This is a genomic window from Serratia ureilytica (assembly GCF_017309605.1).
Classification (GTDB): Bacteria; Pseudomonadota; Gammaproteobacteria; order Enterobacterales; family Enterobacteriaceae; genus Serratia; species Serratia ureilytica.
Window position 1 is genome coordinate 4422635 of the sequence record NZ_CP071320.1, and the last position, 19468, is coordinate 4442102.

Annotated in this window: 21 protein-coding genes and 3 tRNA genes; 10 read left to right on the plus strand and 14 right to left on the minus strand. The window is 63.1% G+C overall.

Features of this window, described 5'->3' with window-relative positions; genetic code table 11:
- Positions 1-36: 36 nt before the first annotated feature.
- The gene (gene rimI / locus J0X03_RS20915) at positions 37-480 is read right to left on the minus strand and encodes a ribosomal protein S18-alanine N-acetyltransferase (RefSeq protein ID WP_033641788.1); all 444 of its coding nucleotides are present in this window, start codon (positions 478-480) and stop codon (positions 37-39) included.
- Positions 425-862, minus strand: coding sequence for a DNA polymerase III subunit psi (locus J0X03_RS20920; RefSeq protein WP_033641787.1), 438 nt, complete (start codon positions 860-862; stop codon positions 425-427). The genes rimI and J0X03_RS20920 overlap by 56 nt, the downstream gene beginning before the upstream one ends.
- 146 nt (positions 863-1008) lie before the next feature.
- Here J0X03_RS20920 and rsmC point away from each other — a divergent pair, with 146 nt between their 5' ends.
- Positions 1009-2049: a 16S rRNA (guanine(1207)-N(2))-methyltransferase RsmC gene (gene rsmC, locus J0X03_RS20925; RefSeq protein ID WP_033641786.1), complete on the plus strand. Its 1041-nt coding sequence runs from the start codon at positions 1009-1011 to the stop codon at positions 2047-2049.
- A 51-nt stretch (positions 2050-2100) separates the two neighbouring features.
- Here rsmC and J0X03_RS20930 read toward each other — a convergent pair whose 3' ends face one another.
- Entirely contained in the window at positions 2101-3093 is a 993-nt protein-coding gene (locus tag J0X03_RS20930; protein WP_047025178.1) for an aldo/keto reductase, read from the minus strand.
- A 118-nt stretch (positions 3094-3211) separates the two neighbouring features.
- On the opposite strand from J0X03_RS20930, the gene J0X03_RS20935 reads away from it, so the two are divergent.
- The 4 genes from J0X03_RS20935 to J0X03_RS20950 all read left to right on the plus strand — a co-directional run bounded on the left by J0X03_RS20935 (position 3212) and on the right by J0X03_RS20950 (position 4567).
- Entirely contained in the window at positions 3212-4156 is a 945-nt protein-coding gene (locus tag J0X03_RS20935; protein WP_060659972.1) for a LysR family transcriptional regulator, read from the plus strand.
- A 72-nt stretch (positions 4157-4228) separates the two neighbouring features.
- Positions 4229-4315, plus strand: a tRNA-Leu gene (locus J0X03_RS20940).
- A 36-nt stretch (positions 4316-4351) separates the two neighbouring features.
- Positions 4352-4438, plus strand: a tRNA-Leu gene (locus J0X03_RS20945).
- 42 nt (positions 4439-4480) lie between these two features.
- Positions 4481-4567: transfer RNA gene (locus J0X03_RS20950), tRNA-Leu, on the plus strand.
- A gap of 89 nt (positions 4568-4656) precedes the next feature.
- Here J0X03_RS20950 and J0X03_RS20955 read toward each other — a convergent pair.
- Positions 4657-4941, minus strand: a complete 285-nt coding sequence (locus tag J0X03_RS20955; RefSeq protein WP_116286794.1) for a DUF1435 domain-containing protein — start codon at positions 4939-4941, stop codon at positions 4657-4659.
- A 259-nt stretch (positions 4942-5200) separates the two neighbouring features.
- Between J0X03_RS20955 and J0X03_RS20960 the strand changes: the two genes are divergently transcribed.
- The gene (locus tag J0X03_RS20960; protein ID WP_033641782.1) at positions 5201-6280 is read left to right on the plus strand and encodes a GGDEF domain-containing protein; all 1080 of its coding nucleotides are present in this window, start codon (positions 5201-5203) and stop codon (positions 6278-6280) included.
- Positions 6281-6325: 45 nt separating this feature from the next.
- Here the strand turns inward: J0X03_RS20960 and J0X03_RS20965 are convergent, their stop codons facing one another.
- Positions 6326-6922 (minus strand): TetR/AcrR family transcriptional regulator, encoded by a 597-nt coding sequence (locus J0X03_RS20965; protein WP_069101052.1) that lies wholly within the window; start codon positions 6920-6922, stop codon positions 6326-6328.
- A 136-nt stretch (positions 6923-7058) separates the two neighbouring features.
- On the opposite strand from J0X03_RS20965, the gene J0X03_RS20970 reads away from it, so the two are divergent.
- Positions 7059-8255, plus strand: coding sequence for an MFS transporter (locus J0X03_RS20970; protein WP_069101051.1), 1197 nt, complete (start codon positions 7059-7061; stop codon positions 8253-8255).
- 10 nt (positions 8256-8265) lie between these two features.
- On the opposite strand, the gene J0X03_RS20975 is transcribed toward J0X03_RS20970, so the two are convergent.
- Positions 8266-9177, minus strand: a complete 912-nt coding sequence (locus J0X03_RS20975; protein WP_101453549.1) for a LysR family transcriptional regulator — start codon at positions 9175-9177, stop codon at positions 8266-8268.
- A 108-nt stretch (positions 9178-9285) separates the two neighbouring features.
- Here J0X03_RS20975 and J0X03_RS20980 point away from each other — a divergent pair, with 108 nt between their 5' ends.
- On the plus strand, positions 9286-10488 hold the full coding sequence (locus J0X03_RS20980; RefSeq protein ID WP_160203954.1) for an MFS transporter: 1203 nt from the start codon (positions 9286-9288) through the stop codon (positions 10486-10488).
- A 1-nt stretch (position 10489) separates the two neighbouring features.
- Here J0X03_RS20980 and fucP read toward each other — a convergent pair whose 3' ends face one another.
- The 7 genes from fucP to J0X03_RS21015 are packed head-to-tail and all read right to left on the minus strand — an operon-like array spanning position 10490 to position 16651.
- On the minus strand, positions 10490-11719 hold the full coding sequence (gene fucP, locus J0X03_RS20985) for an L-fucose:H+ symporter permease (RefSeq protein WP_160203953.1): 1230 nt from the start codon (positions 11717-11719) through the stop codon (positions 10490-10492).
- 40 nt (positions 11720-11759) lie between these two features.
- The gene (locus J0X03_RS20990; RefSeq protein ID WP_096242793.1) at positions 11760-12119 is read right to left on the minus strand and encodes an L-rhamnose mutarotase; all 360 of its coding nucleotides are present in this window, start codon (positions 12117-12119) and stop codon (positions 11760-11762) included.
- Positions 12116-12892 (minus strand): L-fucose dehydrogenase, encoded by a 777-nt coding sequence (locus tag J0X03_RS20995; protein WP_046688200.1) that lies wholly within the window; start codon positions 12890-12892, stop codon positions 12116-12118. Before J0X03_RS20995 ends, J0X03_RS20990 begins: the two co-directional genes overlap by 4 nt.
- A complete protein-coding gene (locus J0X03_RS21000; protein ID WP_160203952.1) occupies positions 12870-13733 on the minus strand; it encodes an amidohydrolase family protein in 864 nt (287 codons plus the stop codon). The genes J0X03_RS20995 and J0X03_RS21000 overlap by 23 nt, the downstream gene beginning before the upstream one ends.
- A gap of 14 nt (positions 13734-13747) precedes the next feature.
- Positions 13748-15025 carry an L-fuconate dehydratase gene (locus J0X03_RS21005; RefSeq protein ID WP_160203951.1) on the minus strand — a complete coding sequence of 426 codons (1278 nt, stop codon included), beginning with the start codon at positions 15023-15025 and terminating at the stop codon, positions 13748-13750.
- 14 nt (positions 15026-15039) lie between these two features.
- Positions 15040-15885: a fumarylacetoacetate hydrolase family protein gene (locus J0X03_RS21010; RefSeq protein WP_101453552.1), complete on the minus strand. Its 846-nt coding sequence runs from the start codon at positions 15883-15885 to the stop codon at positions 15040-15042.
- 25 nt (positions 15886-15910) lie between these two features.
- Positions 15911-16651 (minus strand): SDR family oxidoreductase, encoded by a 741-nt coding sequence (locus J0X03_RS21015; protein WP_101453553.1) that lies wholly within the window; start codon positions 16649-16651, stop codon positions 15911-15913.
- Positions 16652-16887: 236 nt separating this feature from the next.
- Here J0X03_RS21015 and J0X03_RS21020 point away from each other — a divergent pair, with 236 nt between their 5' ends.
- Complete coding sequence (locus tag J0X03_RS21020) at positions 16888-17646, plus strand: FadR/GntR family transcriptional regulator (RefSeq protein ID WP_033641770.1); 759 nt, start codon at positions 16888-16890, stop codon at positions 17644-17646.
- 125 nt (positions 17647-17771) lie between these two features.
- Entirely contained in the window at positions 17772-18914 is a 1143-nt protein-coding gene (gene ampH, locus J0X03_RS21025) for a D-alanyl-D-alanine-carboxypeptidase/endopeptidase AmpH (RefSeq protein WP_033651366.1), read from the plus strand.
- Positions 18915-18948: 34 nt separating this feature from the next.
- Here the strand turns inward: ampH and hpaC are convergent, their stop codons facing one another.
- Positions 18949-19464 carry a 4-hydroxyphenylacetate 3-monooxygenase, reductase component gene (gene hpaC / locus J0X03_RS21030; RefSeq protein WP_016929186.1) on the minus strand — a complete coding sequence of 172 codons (516 nt, stop codon included), beginning with the start codon at positions 19462-19464 and terminating at the stop codon, positions 18949-18951.
- Positions 19465-19468: the final 4 nt, after the last annotated feature.

The following is a 19468-nucleotide window of genomic DNA, read 5'->3' on the forward strand; positions in this document are numbered from 1 at the left end:
ACCGGTGACAATCAATGCTTTTTCCGGCCGGGCTGATTACCCCAGCGGCAACGCCATCACGATCGCGTCTTCGCGGCCGTGGGCGCTCGGGTAATAATTGCGGCGCACGGTGACTTCGTTGAAACCGAGATCTTCATACAGCGCGATCGCCGCCTGGTTGGAGGCACGGACTTCCAGCCACAGCGTAACCACGCCGCGGCTCTCCAGCTGTTCGATCAACGCGTTGAGCAGCAGGCGGCCAAAGCCCCGGCGCTGGTGCTGCGGATGAATGGCGATGTTGAACAGCGTGGCTTCGTCCAGCACGATCTGCGTGATGGCGAACCCCGCCATCTCCCCATCGGCGCTCAGCTTCAGGTTAAGGTAGCGATCGCCCTGATTGCTGGCAAAGGTGGTTTCCGTCCAGGGGAAAGCGTGGCTGGCTTGCTCAATGTTGAAGGCCGTGGCCAGGTCGGCCGCCGTCAGGGTAGAAATCGTGTTCATGATGACAAATCTGCTGCCAGAGGGCGCGTTTGGCCCCCGCGTCTTGGGAAAGCTCGGCCAGCGCCGGGCTGTGTAGCTGCGCGCCGGCGACCGCGAGCGGTTCCGTCACGCCCAGCCGCCAACTGTTGCATGCGGTCTCTTCAGGCAGCATCGCCACCTGTTCCGGCGTCAGGCTGTAGGTTTGCGCCGGCGTCAGCCCCAGGCTGCGCAGCACGTCGCAAAACAGCGGATCGTCGGGCGCCGGCTGCGTCTGCGCCACCACCAGCAGGCGCGTCTCGGGCGGCAGACTGACCGCCACTTCGCCCTGCAACACGCCCGGGCGGCGCAATGTCCACTGCGTAATACCCAGTTGTTGTAACAGCCAGTCGCGTTTTGATGCCATGCCGATTCCTACCCGTTGTGGTGCGCCATGCCTGCCATGCGCCGCGCTATGCTAACAAACCCGCGCAGCCCGCGCCAACAAACCCGTCGAACATATCGCCACAAAGCTCTATAATCCCCGGTCTCATTTCCAGGAGCCAATATCTGATGTCTGCATTAACCCCCGCCAGTGAAGTCATGCTGCGCCACAGTGATGAATTTATCGAACGCCGCGTGCTGTTTGCCGGCGACCTGCAGGACAGCCTGCCGGCCCAATTCGAGGCCGCGGACGTGCGCGTCCACACTCAGCAATACCATCACTGGCAGTTACTGAACCGGACGATGGGCGATAACGTGCAGTTCGGTTTGACCGTCGATCCCGCTTTCGTCGCCGACTGCGACACGCTGGTTTACTACTGGCCGAAGAGCAAGCAGGAAGCGCAATTCCAGCTGTGCAACATCCTGGCGCTGCTGCCGGTGGGCGCGGACGTGTTCGTGGTCGGTGAAAACCGCAGCGGCGTGCGCAGCGCCGAGCCAACGCTGGAAGGCCACGTCACGCTGGTGAAAATCGACAGCGCGCGCCGCTGTGGCCTGTATCACGGCCGCCTGGACGCGCAGACCGAGTTCGACCTGAACGACTGGTGGGACAGCTATCAGCTGCACGATCTGGAAGTGAAAACGCTGCCGGGCGTGTTCAGCCGCGACGGTCTGGACGTCGGCAGCTCGCTGCTGCTGTCGACGCTGGAAAAACACATGAAAGGCAAGGTGCTGGACATCGGCTGCGGCGCCGGCGTCATGGCCTCGGTAATGTCCAAGCTGTCGCCGAAAGTCAAATTGACCCTCAGCGACGTCAACGCCGCCGCGGTGGAATCCAGCCGCGCGACGCTGGCCGCCAACGGCATCGAAGGGGAAGTGATCGTCAGCAACGTTTACTCCGACATCACCGGCCGTTTCGACATGATCATCTCCAACCCGCCGTTCCACGACGGGCTGCAGACCAGCCTGACCGCCGCCGAAACTCTGATCCGCGGCGCGGTGAAGCACCTGCCGATCGGTGGCCAACTGCGCATTGTCGCCAACGCCTTCCTGCCATACCCGGACATTCTGGACGCCACCTTCGGCAGCCACGAAGTGCTGGCGCAGAACGGCCGCTTCAAGGTGTACCAGGCGACCGTCGGCCGTCCGCCGCGCGCGCCGAAGAAGAAATAATTCGCCGTTGGCGGAAAACGACAGAGCGCGGCCTGCAGGCCGCGCTTTTTTTTAACCGTTGATGTAGGTCATCGACTCCGCGCCGTAGCGATCGCCGGCCGCTGCGCTCAGCGGGAACACCGCTTCAATCGCCGCCAGCTCAGCCGCGCTCAGCGTTATCTCCGCCGCCGCGACGTTCTCTTCAAGGTAACGACGGCGTTTGGTGCCGGGGATCGGCACGATGTGTTCCCCCTGCGCCAACACCCAGGCCAGCGCCAGCTGCGAAGGCTTGACGCCCTTCTGCGCCGCCAGCTCGCTCACCTTCTCCACCAGCGCCAGATTGCGGCTGAAGTTTTCCCCCTGGAAGCGCGGGTTGCTGCGGCGGAAGTCGTCCTCGGCCAGATCCTCCGGCCGCTGGATAGCGCCGGTGAGGAAACCGCGCCCTAACGGGCTGTAGGGCACAAAGCCGATGCCCAGGCGCTCGCAGGCCGCCAGCACGCCCTGCTCGGCGTCGCGCGTCCACAGCGAATATTCGGTCTGCAGCGCGGTGATCGGATGCACCTTGTGCGCCCGCTCCAGCGTGGCGACCGACGCCTCGCTCAGGCCGATGTGGCGGATCTTGCCTTCGCGGATCAGATCCGCCATCGTGCCCACGACGTCCTCGATCGGCACCTGCGGATCGACCCGGTGCTGATAATAAAGATCGATCTCCTCCACGCCCAAGCGCCGCAGGCTGCCCTCGACGGAGCGCCGGATATACTCGGGCCGGCTGCTGACGCCGCGCGCCGAAGGATCCGCCGGATCGCGCAGAATGCCGAACTTGGTGGCCAGGAACACCTGTTGCCGCTTGCCTTTGATCGCTTCCCCCACCAGCTCTTCGTTGGTGTGCGGGCCATACATGTCGGCGGTGTCGAGCAGCGTGACGCCCAGCTCCAGCGCCCGGTGCAGCGTGGCGATGGCTTCCTGCCGATCGGCGCCGGTGGAGTAGAAGTCGCTCATGCCCATGCATCCCAACCCCAGGGCGGAGACGACGGGACCGTGGGAACCGAGTTTACGTTGTTGCATTGTGCTGCCCTCATGCGGTGAATGGATAACGCAGCAAAGTCTGGTTGTTTACTCGACAAAGATAAATAATGCAGATTGCACATCACTGTTCAAAAATCACCAACAATCCGGAGTGGACATGGATCAGGTTCAAGCCATGCGCATTTTTACCCGCATCGTCGAACTGGGCAGCTTCAGCCGGGCGGCCGAACGCCTGCAGCTGCCGCGCGCCACGGTCAGCAACGCGCTGAAACGGCTGGAACAGCGGCTGGGCGTACGCCTGCTGATCCGCACCACCCGCCAGGTGCAGGTGACCAGCGAAGGCAGTCTCTACTATCAACGCTGCGTGCAGTTGCTGGGCGCGCTGGAGGAGGCGGACACGCTGTTCAGCCACCATAAGCTGCAGCCGTCCGGCAAAGTGCGCATCGATATGCCCCATTCGCTGGCGCGCGAAGTCGTCATTCCGGCGCTGGACGACTTCTACCGGCGCTATCCCGACATCACGCTGGCGCTGGGCGCCAACGACACCCACGTCGATCTGCTGCGCGAAGGCGTGGACTGCGTGCTGCGCGCCTGGGAAACCGAAGACGACAGCCTGGTGGCGCGGCGGATCGCCAAGCTGCCGCAGGTCACCTGCGCTTCCCCCGCTTACCTGCAGGCCCAAGGTACGCCGCTCGACATCGATAGCCTGGCGCCGCACCGCGCGGTGGGGTATTTTTCGCTGGCCAGCAACCGCGATTACCCGCTGGAGTTTTGCCGCGGCGGCAAGCTGGAACTGCGCGAACTGCCCGCCCGGCTGAGCGTCAGCGGCGCCGACGCCTATATCGCCGGCGCGCGTGCCGGCATGGGATTGATACAGGCGGCGCGCTATTCGCTTGCCCCTTGGCTGGAACAGGGCGAACTGGTGGAAGTGCTGGCGGAAACGCCGCCTCCGCCGATGCCGATTTACATCATGTATCCGCCCGGCCGTTTCCTGGCGCCGCGGGTCAGAGTGTTGATTGATTGGCTGATTTGGCTGTTTGACCAGCAGAAAAGCGGCGATATGGCTGTTTTTCCAGCAAACGCCCGCAAAGCGGGGAAATAACTGTTGACGTGTCCGCCAAAATCTCTAGAATTCGCCTCCGTGGTAACGTTACTCCGGTAATGTTTCTGGTACGCGAAGGTGGCGGAATTGGTAGACGCGCTAGCTTCAGGTGTTAGTGTCCTTACGGACGTGAGGGTTCAAGTCCCTCTCTTCGCACCAAATAACCACATGATTTATATTGCACTCAGCATCGATGCGAAGGTGGCGGAATTGGTAGACGCGCTAGCTTCAGGTGTTAGTGTTCTTACGGACGTGAGGGTTCAAGTCCCTCTCTTCGCACCAAGCTGGCGACGTAATATAAATCAAAGCAACAACATCGACTGTGCGAAGGTGGCGGAATTGGTAGACGCGCTAGCTTCAGGTGTTAGTGTCCTTACGGACGTGAGGGTTCAAGTCCCTCTCTTCGCACCAATTGATGATCTCTCCGGTAGTTCCTTCGAAAAAATCCCAATGCATTGATGATAAACACGCCTAAGCGTGGTTTTGCCGTTTCCGGCGTTTCACCCGAAGCTGAAGTTGAGGCTGATTGCCGCCAGGCCGCCCGCCAGCGCCATACAGGAAGGCAGCAGCAGATAGTGGCGCAGCCGGCTGTTGAACAGCATCACCAGCGTGGCCAACATCGCTATCACGATCAGGGTGCGCAACTGCACCATATCCAGGTCGATCAAGGCCAGCAGCGGCATCAGCGCACAAGGCAGCAAAACGCCCCAGGCGCTGGCCAGGCGATCCCCGAGGCACCAACTGACGCCCCACAGCCCGCACGCGGCAATCATGGCGGTGAGCATGACAACCCCCTTCAAGTGATAATGATAACCAATATCATATAACACTTTTTTGGCCGCCGCATCATTTTCACTGCGCTGACCAAACCCAGATGACACCAGCATGAAAAAATGATAATTTGACATAAGAAAATTCCTAGTCCTGTTTGCATGATAATAATCACAATCCTCAACCATGCAATTCAAGTGGATATTCGCGCCAAAGGAATGCTTCTCAACCTTAATTATTCGACAGAACGACTTTGCAAAGAGTGACCTCCGTATGAACGCCCGTTCTTATCAGGAATTACTGAACAGCAAGCAGCGCCTGGCATTATTTCTTTTTCTGATAATGAATGCCGCCTCTTCCGTATTTACATTATTGTTCCCTTTTAGGGATACGCCCGCATTTACCCTACCTTTATTATGTATACCGCTATTTTGTCTGGTAGCCGCGCTATTGTCCCTGCAAACGCCACGCAAATACTTGTGCAAACTCAACCTGTTCGCCGGCGTGCTCGGCCTGCTCTGGGCCGCACATATTTACGTTAAAAGTCAATATTGCCTACCGAATAACCAAGATTTTTTATTAATTAGTTTGTTTAGCATCTTTTTTATCAGCGCTATTTCCCTGACGGACAACTTTACCGCCTTTTGTTTACACGCCGTGCCTTCCGCAATGGTGATCCTGGCTTTAGACGGCATGCATAATACCCTGCGGATATTATTCACCACGCTATTACCTATTATCGCTTTCTCCATCCACCACCTGATGTTGAAACGCAGTGAAATCTTTACTCACGCGCTGGTGGCCAACCTGTATAACGAGCGAGATAAATTCAATAATTTGAGCATGATCGATCCTCTGACCGGCCTTTATAACCGGCGCGGGCTGGAGAATAAGATCACGATGCTGCTGGAACCGCAAACCGGCCATCATTACGTGCTGTTGCTGGATATCGACCACTTCAAGGTCTATAACGACAGCTACGGCCACGCCATGGGCGATCGGGCGTTGGTGCAGGTGGCGGTCGCCATCCGCGATGCGGTGCGTTCGCGCGACATCGTGGTGCGTTACGGCGGGGAAGAATTTTTGGTGCTGCTGACCAACGTGCACGAAGGCTACGCGGCGCAGCTGGCCGAACGGGTGCGCCAGCGGGTGGCGGAGCTGAACATCCCGCACGGCGCCAGTCCGCAGCACAGCGGCACGCTGACGCTCAGCGCCGGCATCTCCGCGTTGGAAAAACTGGACATCGAATCGGCGATAGGCGCGGCCGACGCCGCGCTCTATCTGGCGAAGCACAGCGGCCGCAACAATATTCAGCTGGCGCAAAACGTCGAGCCCGCTGCCGTTCACTCTTAAGCCGCCGTGGTAACGGCGCGGCGGCTGACATCAACACTTATACGGCTATACGGCGGTGGAACGCAGCCCGTTCAGCAACAGGTTCAAACTGGCCAAGGCTTGTTCCAGCCCCACGTCTTTTTCCGGATGATGGGCGACCCACAGCGCGGCATCCATCAGGCCGCCGTTGATTAAATGCGCCAGCGCTTCCGGATCGGCAACGGCGATACGCCGCTGCGCCATCAATAACTCCAATGCGCCCGTCATCCAGCTGATGCACGCCAGCTTGCTGGCCCGCAGATATTCAGCTCCCAGCACCGAAGGTGAATCACGCAACAGAATGCGTTGCGCTTGCGGCTCCGTCATCATGATCAGATAACTGCGGCAACGCGCCGCAAAAGCCTCCCAGTCATCCGCAGTACTCGCGGTTATCTCAGCCAGATGCGCATCCATCTCCGCATCTATCGCCTGCACCACCGCCAGGAACAGCCCCTTTTTATCGCCAAAATGGTGATAGAGCGCGCCGCGCGTCAGGCCGGCCTGGGCGGTGAGATCATCCATCACCGTTTCGGCATACCCCACGTTGCCGAATTGCAGGCGGGCCGCCGCCACCAGCTTTTGTCGGGTTTCTTCAATCATTTCGGTACGCGCTTTACGTGCCATGGGTTCACTCCCGCCTCGTTATTGATGACGTTATAATTGACATACGCTATGTATGTCAATTAACGTAACATACGTGGCGTATGTCAATGATGGACATTGAGCGAATACCGAGCCGCAACATTCCGGAGCCCATTTTATGGCAAATCCTTATTTCAAACTGTTCACCGCCCCGGGCAGCAAGGCGTTTTCCTCTGCCGGGCTAATCGCGCGCCTGCCGGTCTCGATGACCGGCATCGGCATCATTACCATGCTCTCGCAGGTACGCGGCTCCTATTGGTTAGCGGGCGCGGTGGCGGCGACGTTCGCCTTTTCCATGGCGCTGCTCGCGCCGCAGATCGCGCGCGCAGCGGATCGCTTCGGCCAACGCCGAGTGCTGCCGTATGCCACCGGGACCAGCGCGATCGCCCTCTTGCTGCTGCTGATTTGCACTCGCTGCCAGGCACCGGATTGGGCGCTGTTCGTCTTCGCCGCGCTCGCGGGCGGCATGCCCAGCATCTCCGCGATGGTCAGAGCTCGCTGGAGCGAAATTTATCGCGGCACGCCGCAGCTGCACACGGCATTTTCATTCGAGTCGGTGTTGGACGAAGTCGCCTTTATCATCGGCCCGCCGATCGCCGTGGGGCTCAGCGTTTCACTTTTCCCAGAAGCCGGTCCTCTGGTGGCCGCGCTGCTTCTGGTGGCGGGCGTCACGGCATTCGCCTTGCAAAAAAGCACACAGCCCCCGGTTTACACCCACAACAGCGAGCGGCAGCGCGCCATCCTGGCTATGCCGTCAATGCAAATTCTGGTGCTGGCGCTGATCGCCCTGGGCACCATTGTCGGCACCGTGGACGTCATCAGCGTGGCCTTCGCCGAGCAGCAAGGCCAGCCGGCCGCCGCCAGCATCGTGCTGTCGGTTTACGCGTTTGGCTCCTGCCTCGCCGGGCTGATTTTCGGCGCAATGAAGATCCCCGTCCCCTTGCCCCGCCTGTTCTTATACGCGGCGTTCGCCACCGCATTCACTACCCTGCCGCTGCTGTGGGTGCACAATGTCTTGACGCTGGCGGCGGCGATGTTTGTCGCCGGACTGTTTTTCGCGCCGACCATGATCATTGCCATGGGGCTGGTTGAAAACATCGTGCCCCCCGCCAGGCTGACGGAGGGATTGACCTGGATGGTCACCGGTCTGGGGATAGGCGTGGCGTTCGGCGCAGCCCTGGCGGGCCTGGCGATCGACGCTGCGGGGATAACGGCCGGCTTTGGCGTCACGCTCACGGCCGGCCTGGTCGTACTGCTGGTGGCGGCCGGCGGCTATCGCCTAATGCGGCGAACGCTGGCCTTGAAAGCGGCGTAAACCGCCTGCGCTAAACGGTTTCCCAAATCGCCTTGCCCTGCCAGCGCCGTTCGATCGCCGCCAGAAACAGTTTCACTTTGGGGGAGAGATGGCGTCGGCTGGGATAGACGGCGCAGATCGGCGGCCCCGGGCGACAATAGCGTTCCAGCACCGGCACCAGCGTGCCGGCCGCCATCTGTTCACCGACCAGAAACGCCCCTACCTGACACAGACCGGCCCCGGCGACGGCTGCATCCCGCAATGCCTCGACGTTGTTGAAACGCATCCGGCCGCGCACCGGCTGTTCGTGCAGTTGGCCGTTAACCCGATAGCGCCAGGGCGCCGGCAATCCCTGGTGGCTGAAGACCAGCGTCTCGTGATCGCCCAGCGCCTCCGGTGTCGCAGGCGTGCCGTAGCGCGCCAGATAGTCCGGCGCCGCGCAGGTGATCAGGCGGTGCGGCGCGAGCACCCGCCGCACCAGCCGACTGTCGTCGCTGCCGCCGACGCGGATCGCCATGTCGATGCCGTCGCGCACCAAATCGCTGTAATCGTCGGAGAAGCTGACGTCGGCGTCCACCTCCGGCCACTGCGCCAAAAATTCCCGCAGAATCGGCAAAATATGCAACCGCCCCAACGAGACCGGCACATCCAGCCGCAGCCGCCCGCGCGGGGTTTGCCGCCGCGTATTGAGCGCCGTTTCTGCCTCTTCGGCCTGCGACAGGATGCGCTGCGCATATTCGTAAAACACTGCGCCGTCTTCGGTCAGGCTGACGCTGCGCGTGGTGCGCTGCAGCAGCCGGGTCGCCAATCGCGCCTCCAATCGGTTCACGCATTTGCCCGCCGCCGATCGGGAGATGCCCAGTCTCTCGGCCGCCAGCGTGAAGCTGCAGGCGTCGGCGACGCGAATGAATACCAGCAGGTCGGTCAGGTTATCCAACGGCATAGACGGTAAATTAGCCACGCTTTGTCCCCAATGTTGCGCATTCAGGCCAGTTTATCAGCCATTTTGGCGCGGATACACTGAGGTTCGTCATCTGTTGGGAGAGTCATTATGAGTGCCTTACACGCCGACGGCGGCGCAAAAGCGTGGCTGGCGACCTTCGCGGTCGGCCTGTCCACCTTTACCGTCGTCACCGCAGAAATGCTGCCCGTCGGGCTGCTGACCCCGATCGTCAGCACCCTGAACGCATCGATCGGCCGCGCCGGGCTGCTGATTTCCCTGCCGGCCCTGTTCGCCGCGCTGTTCGCCCCGCTGGTGGTGCTGGGCGCCCGGCGCACGGACCGCCGCAACCTGCTGGCGGGCTTTCTGCTGCTGCTGACAGCCGCTAACCTGCTGACCGCCGCCGCCACCTCCCTGGCGCTGCTGTTCGCCGCGCGCATCCTGCTGGGTTTTTGCATCGGCGGTATCTGGGCCATCGCCGGCGGGCTGGCGGAACGCCTGGTGCCGCCGGCCTCCGTCGGATTAGCGCTGTCCATCATCTTCGGCGGCGTAGCGGCGGCCTCGGTGTTCGGCGTGCCGCTCGGGGTATTCCTCGGCGAAGCGCTGGGCTGGCGCATGGCGTTTCTGGCGGTCGCCGTTCTGGCGGCGCTGACCCTGCTCCTGCTGGTGTGCGTGCTGCCGCCGCTGCCGGTCACGCAGGCGATCGGCTGGCGGTCGTTCACCGCGCAACGCACGAATCGCCGGCTGCTGACCGGGCTGCTGCTGACGTTTCTGCTGGTCGCCGGTCACTTTATGGCTTACACCTTTGTCCGTCCGCTGCTGCAGACGGTCTCCGGCATCGAGAGCCGCTGGGTGGGGCCGCTGCTGTTCGCCTACGGCATCGCCGGCCTCGTCGGGAATTTTATCGCCGGCCAGGCCGCCGCCAAACGACTGCGCCGCACCCTGGCGCTGATCGCCCTCGGGCTGGCGCTCGCCGTCCTGCTGCTGCCGCTGCTGGGCCACACGCCGCTGAGCGGCGGCGCCTTCCTGCTGCTGTGGGGCATCGCCTACGGCGGCGTTTCCGTTGCGCTGATGGCGTGGATGCTCAAGGCGGCGCCCGATGCGGCCGAGGTCGCCTCTTCACTGTATATCGCGCTGTTTAACCTGGCGATTTCCTGCGGTTCGCTGGTGGGCGGGCTGGTGGTGGATGCCGGCGGCCTGACGATAAACGGCGCGCTGTCCGGCCTGGTGCTGCTGCTGGCGTTGGCCATCCTGATGGGGACCCGGCGGCAGATGCCGAAAACGGCGGCGAAAGCCGATTCGCCGCCGGGGTGAATCAGGCGCGGCGCTGCCGCAGGCCGTAGACCAACACCACCGCGAAGCACAGCAGCGGCAGCAGATAAGAGAGTGCGGTGCTGTAACGGTCGGCCAGCGCCCCCATAAAGTAAGGCATGATGGCGCCGCCGACGATCGCCATGATCATGAACGAGCTGGCGCGCTTGGTGTGCTTGCCCAGATTTTTCACCCCCAGGGCGAAAATGGTCGGGAACATGATCGACATAAAGAAGAACACCGCGATCAGCGCCACCACCGAGACGCCGTCTACGCTCAGCATTACCACGCCGCACAGCGCGATGTTGATCAGCGCATAGACCGCCAGCAGCGTCGCCGGTTTGACCCATCCCATCAGCCAGGTGCTGAAGAAACGTCCGACCATAAAGCAGATCATGGCGATCGACAGCAGGTAAGAGGCGCTCTGGTTAGACACCTCGCGCCAGTGCTCGGTGGCGTAGTTGATGAAGAACGCCCCCACGCCCACCTGCGCCGCCACGTAGAAGAACTGTGTGATAACCCCGCCGACGAAATGCGGATGCTGCCACAACCCCTGCGCTATCACGCCGTGCACCGGTTTTTCCTCTTCGCGGATCGCCGGCAGCCGGGTGCGGCTGAACAACAGCGCGATCAGCAGCACCAGCGCGGCGATCGCCACATAGGTCATCTTCACCGCGCTCTGATCGCCGCCGCCGACGGACTGACTGGCGGAGAAGAACAGCGTGCCGCCGATCAGCGGGCCGATAAACTGCCCGAGGCCGTTGAACGACTGCGCCAGGTTGAGCCGCCGTTCGGCGCCCTGCGCGTCGCCCAGCACCGTGGCGTACGGGTTGGCCGCCGTTTCCAGGCAGCCCAGGCCGCTGGCGATAACGAACAGCGCGAACAGGAAGACGCCGAAGCTGTTGGCCGACGCCGCCGGCACGAACAGCAGCGCGCCCAGTGCATACAGGCACAGCCCGACCAGAATGCCCGCCTTATAGCCCTTGCGATCCATAAAGTACCCGGCGGGCAGCGCCACCAGGAAATAGGCGCCGAAATAGGCCGCCTGCAGCAGCCCCGACTGCGCCTTGGTGACGTGCAACGTCTCCTGAAAATGTTTGTTCAATACGTCCAGCAGGCCATAGGACAGCCCCCACATGAAGAACAGGCTGGTGACCAGGATAAAGGCCCAGCGCAGATTGGCGGTCACGGGGACGCCCGGCTGCGCGGAGGCCGCACTTTTTTCAGCAAGCATGGTGATACCCTCGTATCGTCTGGCGATGATGATGTTGGCGTTATTGCTGTTGCAGAGAGAAAATCCGCGCCATTTCCACCCATTTTTCGCCCTGCGGCGTCCAGGGGGTGGCGGCCTGGTAGTGCCACATCAGCGCTTCCCATCGCTGTACTTCGGGGTTGTTCAGGCTGGCGGCGTCAAAACGCGCGGCGTCGAAATCGGCGCTGACCTCCACGATCATGAACAGCCGGGTGCCCAACCGGTAAATCTCCATGTCCAGAATGCCGTGCTCGCGCAAATGCACGGCGATGCCCGGCCAAATGCGCTGATGATGCTGCTGGTACTCCGCAATCAGCGCCGGTGAGTCAATCAGATCGAGCGCCTGGCAGAAACGGCGCCGCCCTGCCGCCGCGCCGCTCACGTCAGCGCCCGATCGAGATGCAGGTAGCCGCCGTCCACCGACAGCCACTGTCCGGTGGTGTGTGATGACCGCGACGACAGCAGAAACGCCACGGTATCGGCGATCTCCTGCGGCGTCGTCATGCGCTGTCCGAGCGGAATGCGCGCGGTGATCTTCTCCATCTGCCGCTGCGGGTCGGCGAAGGTGTTGAGCCAGCGCTGGTACTGCGGGGTAATCACCTCCGCCGGCACCACCGCGTTCACCCGCACCCCATCATGGCGCAGCGACACCGCCCATTCGCGCGTCAGCGCCAGCACCGCGCCCTTGGCGGCGGTGTAGCCGCTGGTGCCGCCCTGGCCGCTGAGCGCAGTCTTGGAGGCGATGTTGACGATGACGCCCCGGCTCTCCCGCAGCGCCGCCTGGCACAGGTGCGCCATCAGGTAGTAGTGCACCAGGTTCTTTTCCAGCGAGCCGACGAACGCTTCGCGCCCCGCCTCTAGCCCGACGCCGTCGTTGACCCCGGCGTTGTTCACCAGCCCGTCAATGCGGCCGAAGGTCGCCAGCGTCTGGCTGACCGCGCGGCGGCAGGCCGCCTCGTCGCACAATTCGGTGAGGATCACCCCGGTGCGCGGCTGCAGCCGCTGCAAATCGGCCAGCAGCGCCGCCTCCGGCGCGGCGTTGGTGACCAGCACCGGGATCGCCCCCTCTTCGGCCAGCACATGAGCAATCGCCGCGCCGATGCCGGCACCGCCGCCGGTGACCAGCACCACCTTATCTTGCAAATACAGATCCATAACCAGACTCCGTTAAACCGTAAATTCGCCAGGCGGTGTCGCCCCAAATCGCCGCCTGCTCGGCGGCCCCCAGCGTCGACAGCGCCCGTTCACACAGTTGCACCACCTGGCGGTAGTCGCCGGCCAGCAGGCACACCGGCCAGTCGGAGCCGAACATCAGCCGCTGCGGGCCGAACGCCTCCAGCGCGGCGTCGAAGAACGGCAGCAGTTCTTCCGCGCGCCACCGGCCACCCGGCGCCTCGGTGATCAGCCCCGACAGCTTGCAGGCCACGTGCGGCAGCGCCGCCAACGGCCGGATTTGCTGCGCCCAGTGCCGCGCGCCGCGCGCGATGTCCGGCTTGCCGAAGTGATCCAGCACCAGCCAGTGTTGGTCGTGGCGGCCGGCAAACGCCGCCGCGGCCGCCAGATCCCGGTGCGTCACCAGGATCTCGTACACATACCCGGCACGCTGCAGCGTTTGCATGCCGCGTTCCACCTCGGGCCGCGCCAGCCAGGCCGCCGGATCCGCTTCGTCCTGCACCTGATGGCGCACCCCGCGCAGCGCGCTGTAAGGTCGCCAGGCCTCCAGACGCTGCGCCAGCTGTGGCGCGGTGATATCCAACCAGCCCACTACGCCGCATACGCCCTCGCTCTGTTCAGCCAGCGCCAGCAGGGCCAGCGTCTCGTCCTCGCTGGGGCGCGCCTGCACCGCCAGCGCGCCGTCGAAACCCTGTTCCTGCAACAGCGGCCGCAGCCGGTGAGGATCGAAATCCTGCCGCAGCACGCGCATCCGCTCGTCGATCCACGGGTAGTGCTGCGGGTGGTAGCGCCAGTAGTGCTGGTGAGCGTCGATGCGCGGCATGCGATCCTCCCGGCTCACCCGCGGAACCGATACTGCTCGATCGAAGACGGATGCATCTCGATCGAATAGCCGGGACGGCTCGGCGGCATGTAGGCCGCACCGTTGATCACGCAGGGATCGACAAAGTGCTCATGCAAATGATCGACGTACTCGATCACCCGGCCTTCGTGGGTGCCGGCAATGCACAGGTAGTCGATCATCGACAGGTGCTGCACGTACTCGCACAGCCCGACGCCGCCGGCGTGCGGGCAGACCGGCAGCTGGTATTTGGCCGCCATCAGCATCACCGCCAGCACTTCGTTGACGCCGCCGAGGCGGCAGGCGTCGATCTGCACCACGTCCACCGCGCCACGCATGATGAACTGCTTGAACATGATGCGGTTCTGGCACATCTCACCGGTGGCCACCTTGACCGGCGCCACCCCTTCGCGGATGCGGCGATGCCCTTCGACGTCGTCCGGGCTGGTCGGCTCTTCGATAAACCAGGGTTTGGCGAACGCCAGATGTTTCACCCACGGAATGGCTTCATCCACCTCCCACACCTGGTTGGCGTCGATCATCAGCCGGCGATCCGGGCCGATCACCTCACGGGCGATGCGCACCCGGCGAATGTCGTCTTCCAGATCGCGCCCGACCTTCAGCTTCAGGTAGGAGAAACCGGCGTCGACCGCTTCCTGGCACAGGCGGCGCAGCTTGTCGTCCGGGTAGCCCAGCCAGCCGGCGGAGGTGGTGTAGCAGGGATACCCCTCCTGCAGCAGCCGCTCCAGACGCTGCTCTTTGCCCTCGGCCCGCTGTTTCAGCAGCGCCAGCGCTTCCTGCGGCGTGATGCAGTCGGTGATGTAACGGAAGTCGATGCAGCGCACCAGCTCCTCCGGCGTCATCTCCGCCACCAGCCGCCACACCGGCTTGCCGACCGATTTGGCCCACAGATCCCACACCGCGTTGACCACCGCGCCGGTCGCCAGGTGAATGGCCCCCTTGTCCGGCCCGATCCAGCGCAACTGGCTGTCGCTGGTGAAACGCCGCCAGAAGGCGCCCATGTCGGCGGCGATATCCTCCAGCCGCTCACCAACGATCTGATGTTCCAGCGCGCGGATCGCCGCACAACAGATCTCGTTGCCGCGGCCGATGGTGAACGTCAGCCCGTGGCCGCTGAGATCCGCGCGATCGGTCTCCAGGATCACGTAGGCGGCGGAATAGTCGGGATCCGGATTCATGGCGTCGGATCCGTCCAGCCCCAACGAGGTGGGGAAACGAATGTCTTCAACCCGCAGTGCGGTAATGGTGGTCATGGCGGCGCTCCCGGTTAAGCCTGTACGGTTTGCTGGCGCTGTTCGCCCAGCCCTTCGATGCCCAGACGCATCGTCTGGCCCGCCCGCAGATAGACGGGCTGCGGTTTCTGCCCCATGCCGACGCCCGGCGGCGTACCGGTGGAGATCACATCGCCCGGCTGCAGGCTCATAAAGCGGCTGAGGTAGCTGACGATTTGCGGAATGCGGAAGATCATGGTGCTGGTGTTGCCGTCCTGATAGCGCTTGCCGTCCACCTCCAGCCACAGGTTCAGGCTGTGCGGATCGGCGATTTCGTCGGCGGTCACCAGCCAGGGGCCGATCGGCCCGAAGGTGTCGCAGCCTTTGCCCTTGTCCCAGGTGCCGCCGCGCTCAATTTGATATTCGCGTTCGGAGACGTCGTTGATCACGCAATAACCGGCGACGTGGCGCATTGCCTCCGCTTCGCTGATGTAGCGCCCGCCCAGGCCGATCACCACGCCCAACTCCACTTCCCAATCTGTTTTCTGCGAGCCGCGCGGGATCTCCACCCGGTCGTAGGGGCCGACCACCGCGCTGGTCCATTTGTTGAACACCACCGGTTCTTCAGGAATGGCCGCGCCGGTTTCCGCCGCGTGATCGGCGTAGTTCAGGCCGATGCAGATGAACTTGCCGATGCCGCCGACGCAGGCGCCGAGGCGCGGCTGCCCCTCGACCAGCGGCAACGCGGCGCTGTCCAGCGCGCGCAGTTTGGCGAGCGACGCCGGCGATAACGCGGCGCCGCCCACGTCGGCGATATGCTGCGACAGATCGCGCAGGCGGCCCTGCGCATCCAACATGCCGGGGCGCTCTTGCCCGGGTTCCCCATAACGTAAAAGTTTCATGCGTTCCTCTCTCAAAAATGGCGGCTCAGTTGCTCCAGCCGCCGTCGATGATCTGCACCGTGCCGGTGGTGTACGAACTGGCGTCGGAGGCCAGATACAGCGCCAACTGGGCAATTTCCTCGGTGGTGCCGATGCGCCCGATCGGCTGGCGGGCAACGAACGCCTGATACACCTCTTGCTCGCTACGCCCCTGCTCGCGCGCCTGCTCGGCGATGCGCTGACGCAGCGACGGCGATTCCACCGTGCCGGGGCAAATGGCGTTGCAGCGGATGCCCTGGGTGACGTAATCCGCCGCCACCGAGCGCGTCAGGCCGATCACCGCCGCCTTGCTGGCGCCGTAGGCGAAGCGGTTCGGCACCCCTTTCACGCTCGAGGCCACCGAGGACATGTTGATGATCGAGCCTTTGCCGCGCGCCAGCATGCCCGGCAGGAAGGCGCGGATCATGCGGAACATCGCGGTCACGTTGAGATCGAGCGCGAACGCCCACTGCTCCTCGCTGCAATCGAGGATCGATCCGCTGTGCACCACACCGGCGCAGTTGAACAACACGTCGATCGGGCCGATCGCTTCCGCCGCCGCCGCAATGGCGGCCGGATCGGTGACGTTCAGCGCCAGCGCGCGGATCCCGGCGCAGTCCTGCAGGCGCTCGAGGTTGATGTCGCTGGCGATCACGTCGGCGCCGGCGGCGGCGAACAGCCTGGCGGTGGTGAATCCGATCCCTTGCCCGGCGGCAGTGATCAGTACGCGTTTCCCGGTTAAATCCATCTTGACTCCTCGGCCTAAAGGTCTAATGGTCAGGCCACTAAAGGCGGTTAAAGGTCAGGCCTCTAACATGACAAAAGACGCTTTACGCGTTATCGTTGGGGGAAGAAGTTAATAAAAACAGCCTTGAAACTGCATTTCAATTAACCATTTTTTTACACTTGAATAACGATTACTCAAGCGCCTTGTCGCATAATTGTGCGCCAAATCACTGAACGCCGAATCGTCAAAGGTCAAAAATGCCGATTACCCGACTGGAAAACCCAAGGATTTACAGACAGATAGCTGACCAGCTCAAACGTCTTATCGAGAACAACGAATTTCCGCCGGGCAGCCGCCTGCCCTCGGAGCGCGATCTTGCCCAGCAGTTGCAGGTCAGCCGCGCGTCGGTGCGCGAGGCGCTGATCGCGTTGGAAGTGATTGGCCTGGTGGACGTCAAGGTGGGCAACGGGGTGATCGTGCGTTCGCAAACGCCGCCGCCGGCGTCGCAAGAACCGGTCATGGCCCAGGCCGGCCGCAACCAGTGGGCGGAAATCGACGACGAACTGAATATCGAGCTGGATTTCAACGCCGAGCTGCCGCCGTTTTCACTGCTGCAAACCCGCCTGTTGATCGAACCGGAGACCGCCGCGCTGGCCGCGCGCCACGCCACCGACGAAGAGCTGGCGGGCATCCGCGCCGCCTATGAGCAGAACTGCCGCGATAACCGGGCCGGCTCCGCCACCCACCCCGGCGATCGGCTGTTCCACATCCGCATCGCCCAGGCCAGCGGCAACCCGGCCTATGCGTTCATCATCGGGCACCTGCTCGGCCACCGTTACGGCAGCATGTTCCGCGTGCTGCAGCGCCACTATACGCCGGACGACATGCCGCACCGTTCCGAGCTGGAACACCGGGCGATCCTGGCGGCGATCGAAGCGCGCGATGTGCGCGGCGCCCGCAAGGCGATGAAGGCGCACCTGGACGAAGTGATCGCCATTTTCGCCCGCGCGCAATAGGCCGCGGCGGTTAAAAATTTTTATCGCCACCGCTCTTTTTTCTACATGCAGCAGGGGCCTCGGGGCATTACACTGGGCGACGAATAACGCCCTTTCCCGCTGCATTGTTAAATGGATAACGACCGTTGAAGAACTCTGTCTCCGCTTTATTGCTGGCGCTGGGCCTGTGCGCCGCGCCGCTGGCCGTGCAGGCCGCGCCCCCGCAGCTGGCTTCGCAAATCGTCGACCAGTATGCCGAACATATTTTCTACAACAGCGGCGCCACCGGCATGGCGCTGGTGGTGATCGACGGCAATCAAGTGGTTAACCGCAGCTTTGGCGACACCAAGCCCGGCAACAACCTGCGCCCGCGCCCGGATTCGCTGATCCGCATCGCCTCGATCACCAAGCTGATGACCAGCGAAGTGATGGTGAAGATGGCGGCGGAAGGCCAGGTCAAGCTGACCGACCCGCTGCGCAAATATGCCCCCAAGGGCGCCTATGTGCCGGCTTACAACGCCGGCCAGCCGATCACCTTATTGAACCTGGCGACCCACACCAGCGCGCTGCCGCGCGAGCAGCCGGGCAAGAAGCCGCCGAAAACGCCGGTGTTCACCTGGCCGACCAAGGCCCAGCGCTGGCAGTGGCTGGCGCATGCCAACATCACGACGCCGCCGGGCGTGCACGCCGCGTATTCCAACCTGGCGTATGATCTGCTGGCCGACGCGCTGTCGCGCGCCGCGGGCAAGCCATACAACGCGCTGCTGAAAGAGAAAATCACCGCACCGCTCGGCATGGTCGACACCACGCTGACGCCGAGCCCTGAACAATGCTCGCGCCTGATGGTGGCGGCGGCCGGCCCAAGCGCCTGTCGCGACACCACCGCCGCGGCCGGCAGCGGCGGCGTCTACTCCACCCCGCGCGACATGCAGCGCTGGATGCAGCAGTTCCTCTCCTCCAGCGCCAGCGGCCCGCGCAAAGCCACCGCCGCCAGCGAGCAAACCATGTACTTCCAGCGCCACGATCTGGTGTCGCTGAAGGGCATGGACGTGCCGGGGCAAGCGGATGCATTGGGATTGGGCTGGGTGTATATGGCGCCGAAGGACGGGCTGCCGGGCATCATTCAGAAGACCGGCGGCGGCGGCGGATTCATCACCTACATGGCGATGATCCCGGCGAAAAACGTCGGGGTGTTCGTGGTGGTGACCCGTTCGGAGCTGAGCAAGTTCACCAACATGAGCGATCCGGTCAACCGCCTGGTGAGCGATCTGGCGGCCAACAAGAGTTGAGATGGGGGGGCGCAGCTGGCTGCGCCCCTAGGCGTCAGGCCGGCACTGCCATCTGATGAATCACCGGATGGAAGTTACGCTTGAAGTAGATCAGGCCGTTGCCCGCTTCGCTCAGCGCGATCTGCTTGATCTGCACCAGGTACATCTGGTGGGTGCCGATGCTCTGGATCTGCTCGATCTCCCCTTCCAGGCTGGCCAGGGTATTGCGCAGCACCGGCTGCCCCAGCGCGCCGAGCTGCCACTCTTCCAGCCGGAAACGATCTTCCATGCTGACGCCGGTCATGCCGGCGAAGTGGCGCGCCATCAGCTCCTGCTCGTGGTTAAGCACGTTGACGCACAGCCTGCGGTTTTCCTGAAACACCGGGTTCATCGCGCTGTTGCGGTTGATGCACACCAGCAGCGTCGGCGGCGTATCGGTCACCGAACACACCGCCGTGGCGGTGATGCCGCAGCGCCCCGCCGGGCCGTCGGTGGTGACGATATTCACCGCCGCCGACAGGCTGGCCATGGCGTCGCGAAAGCGCAGCCGCTGTTCATTTTCCTGAGACATACAA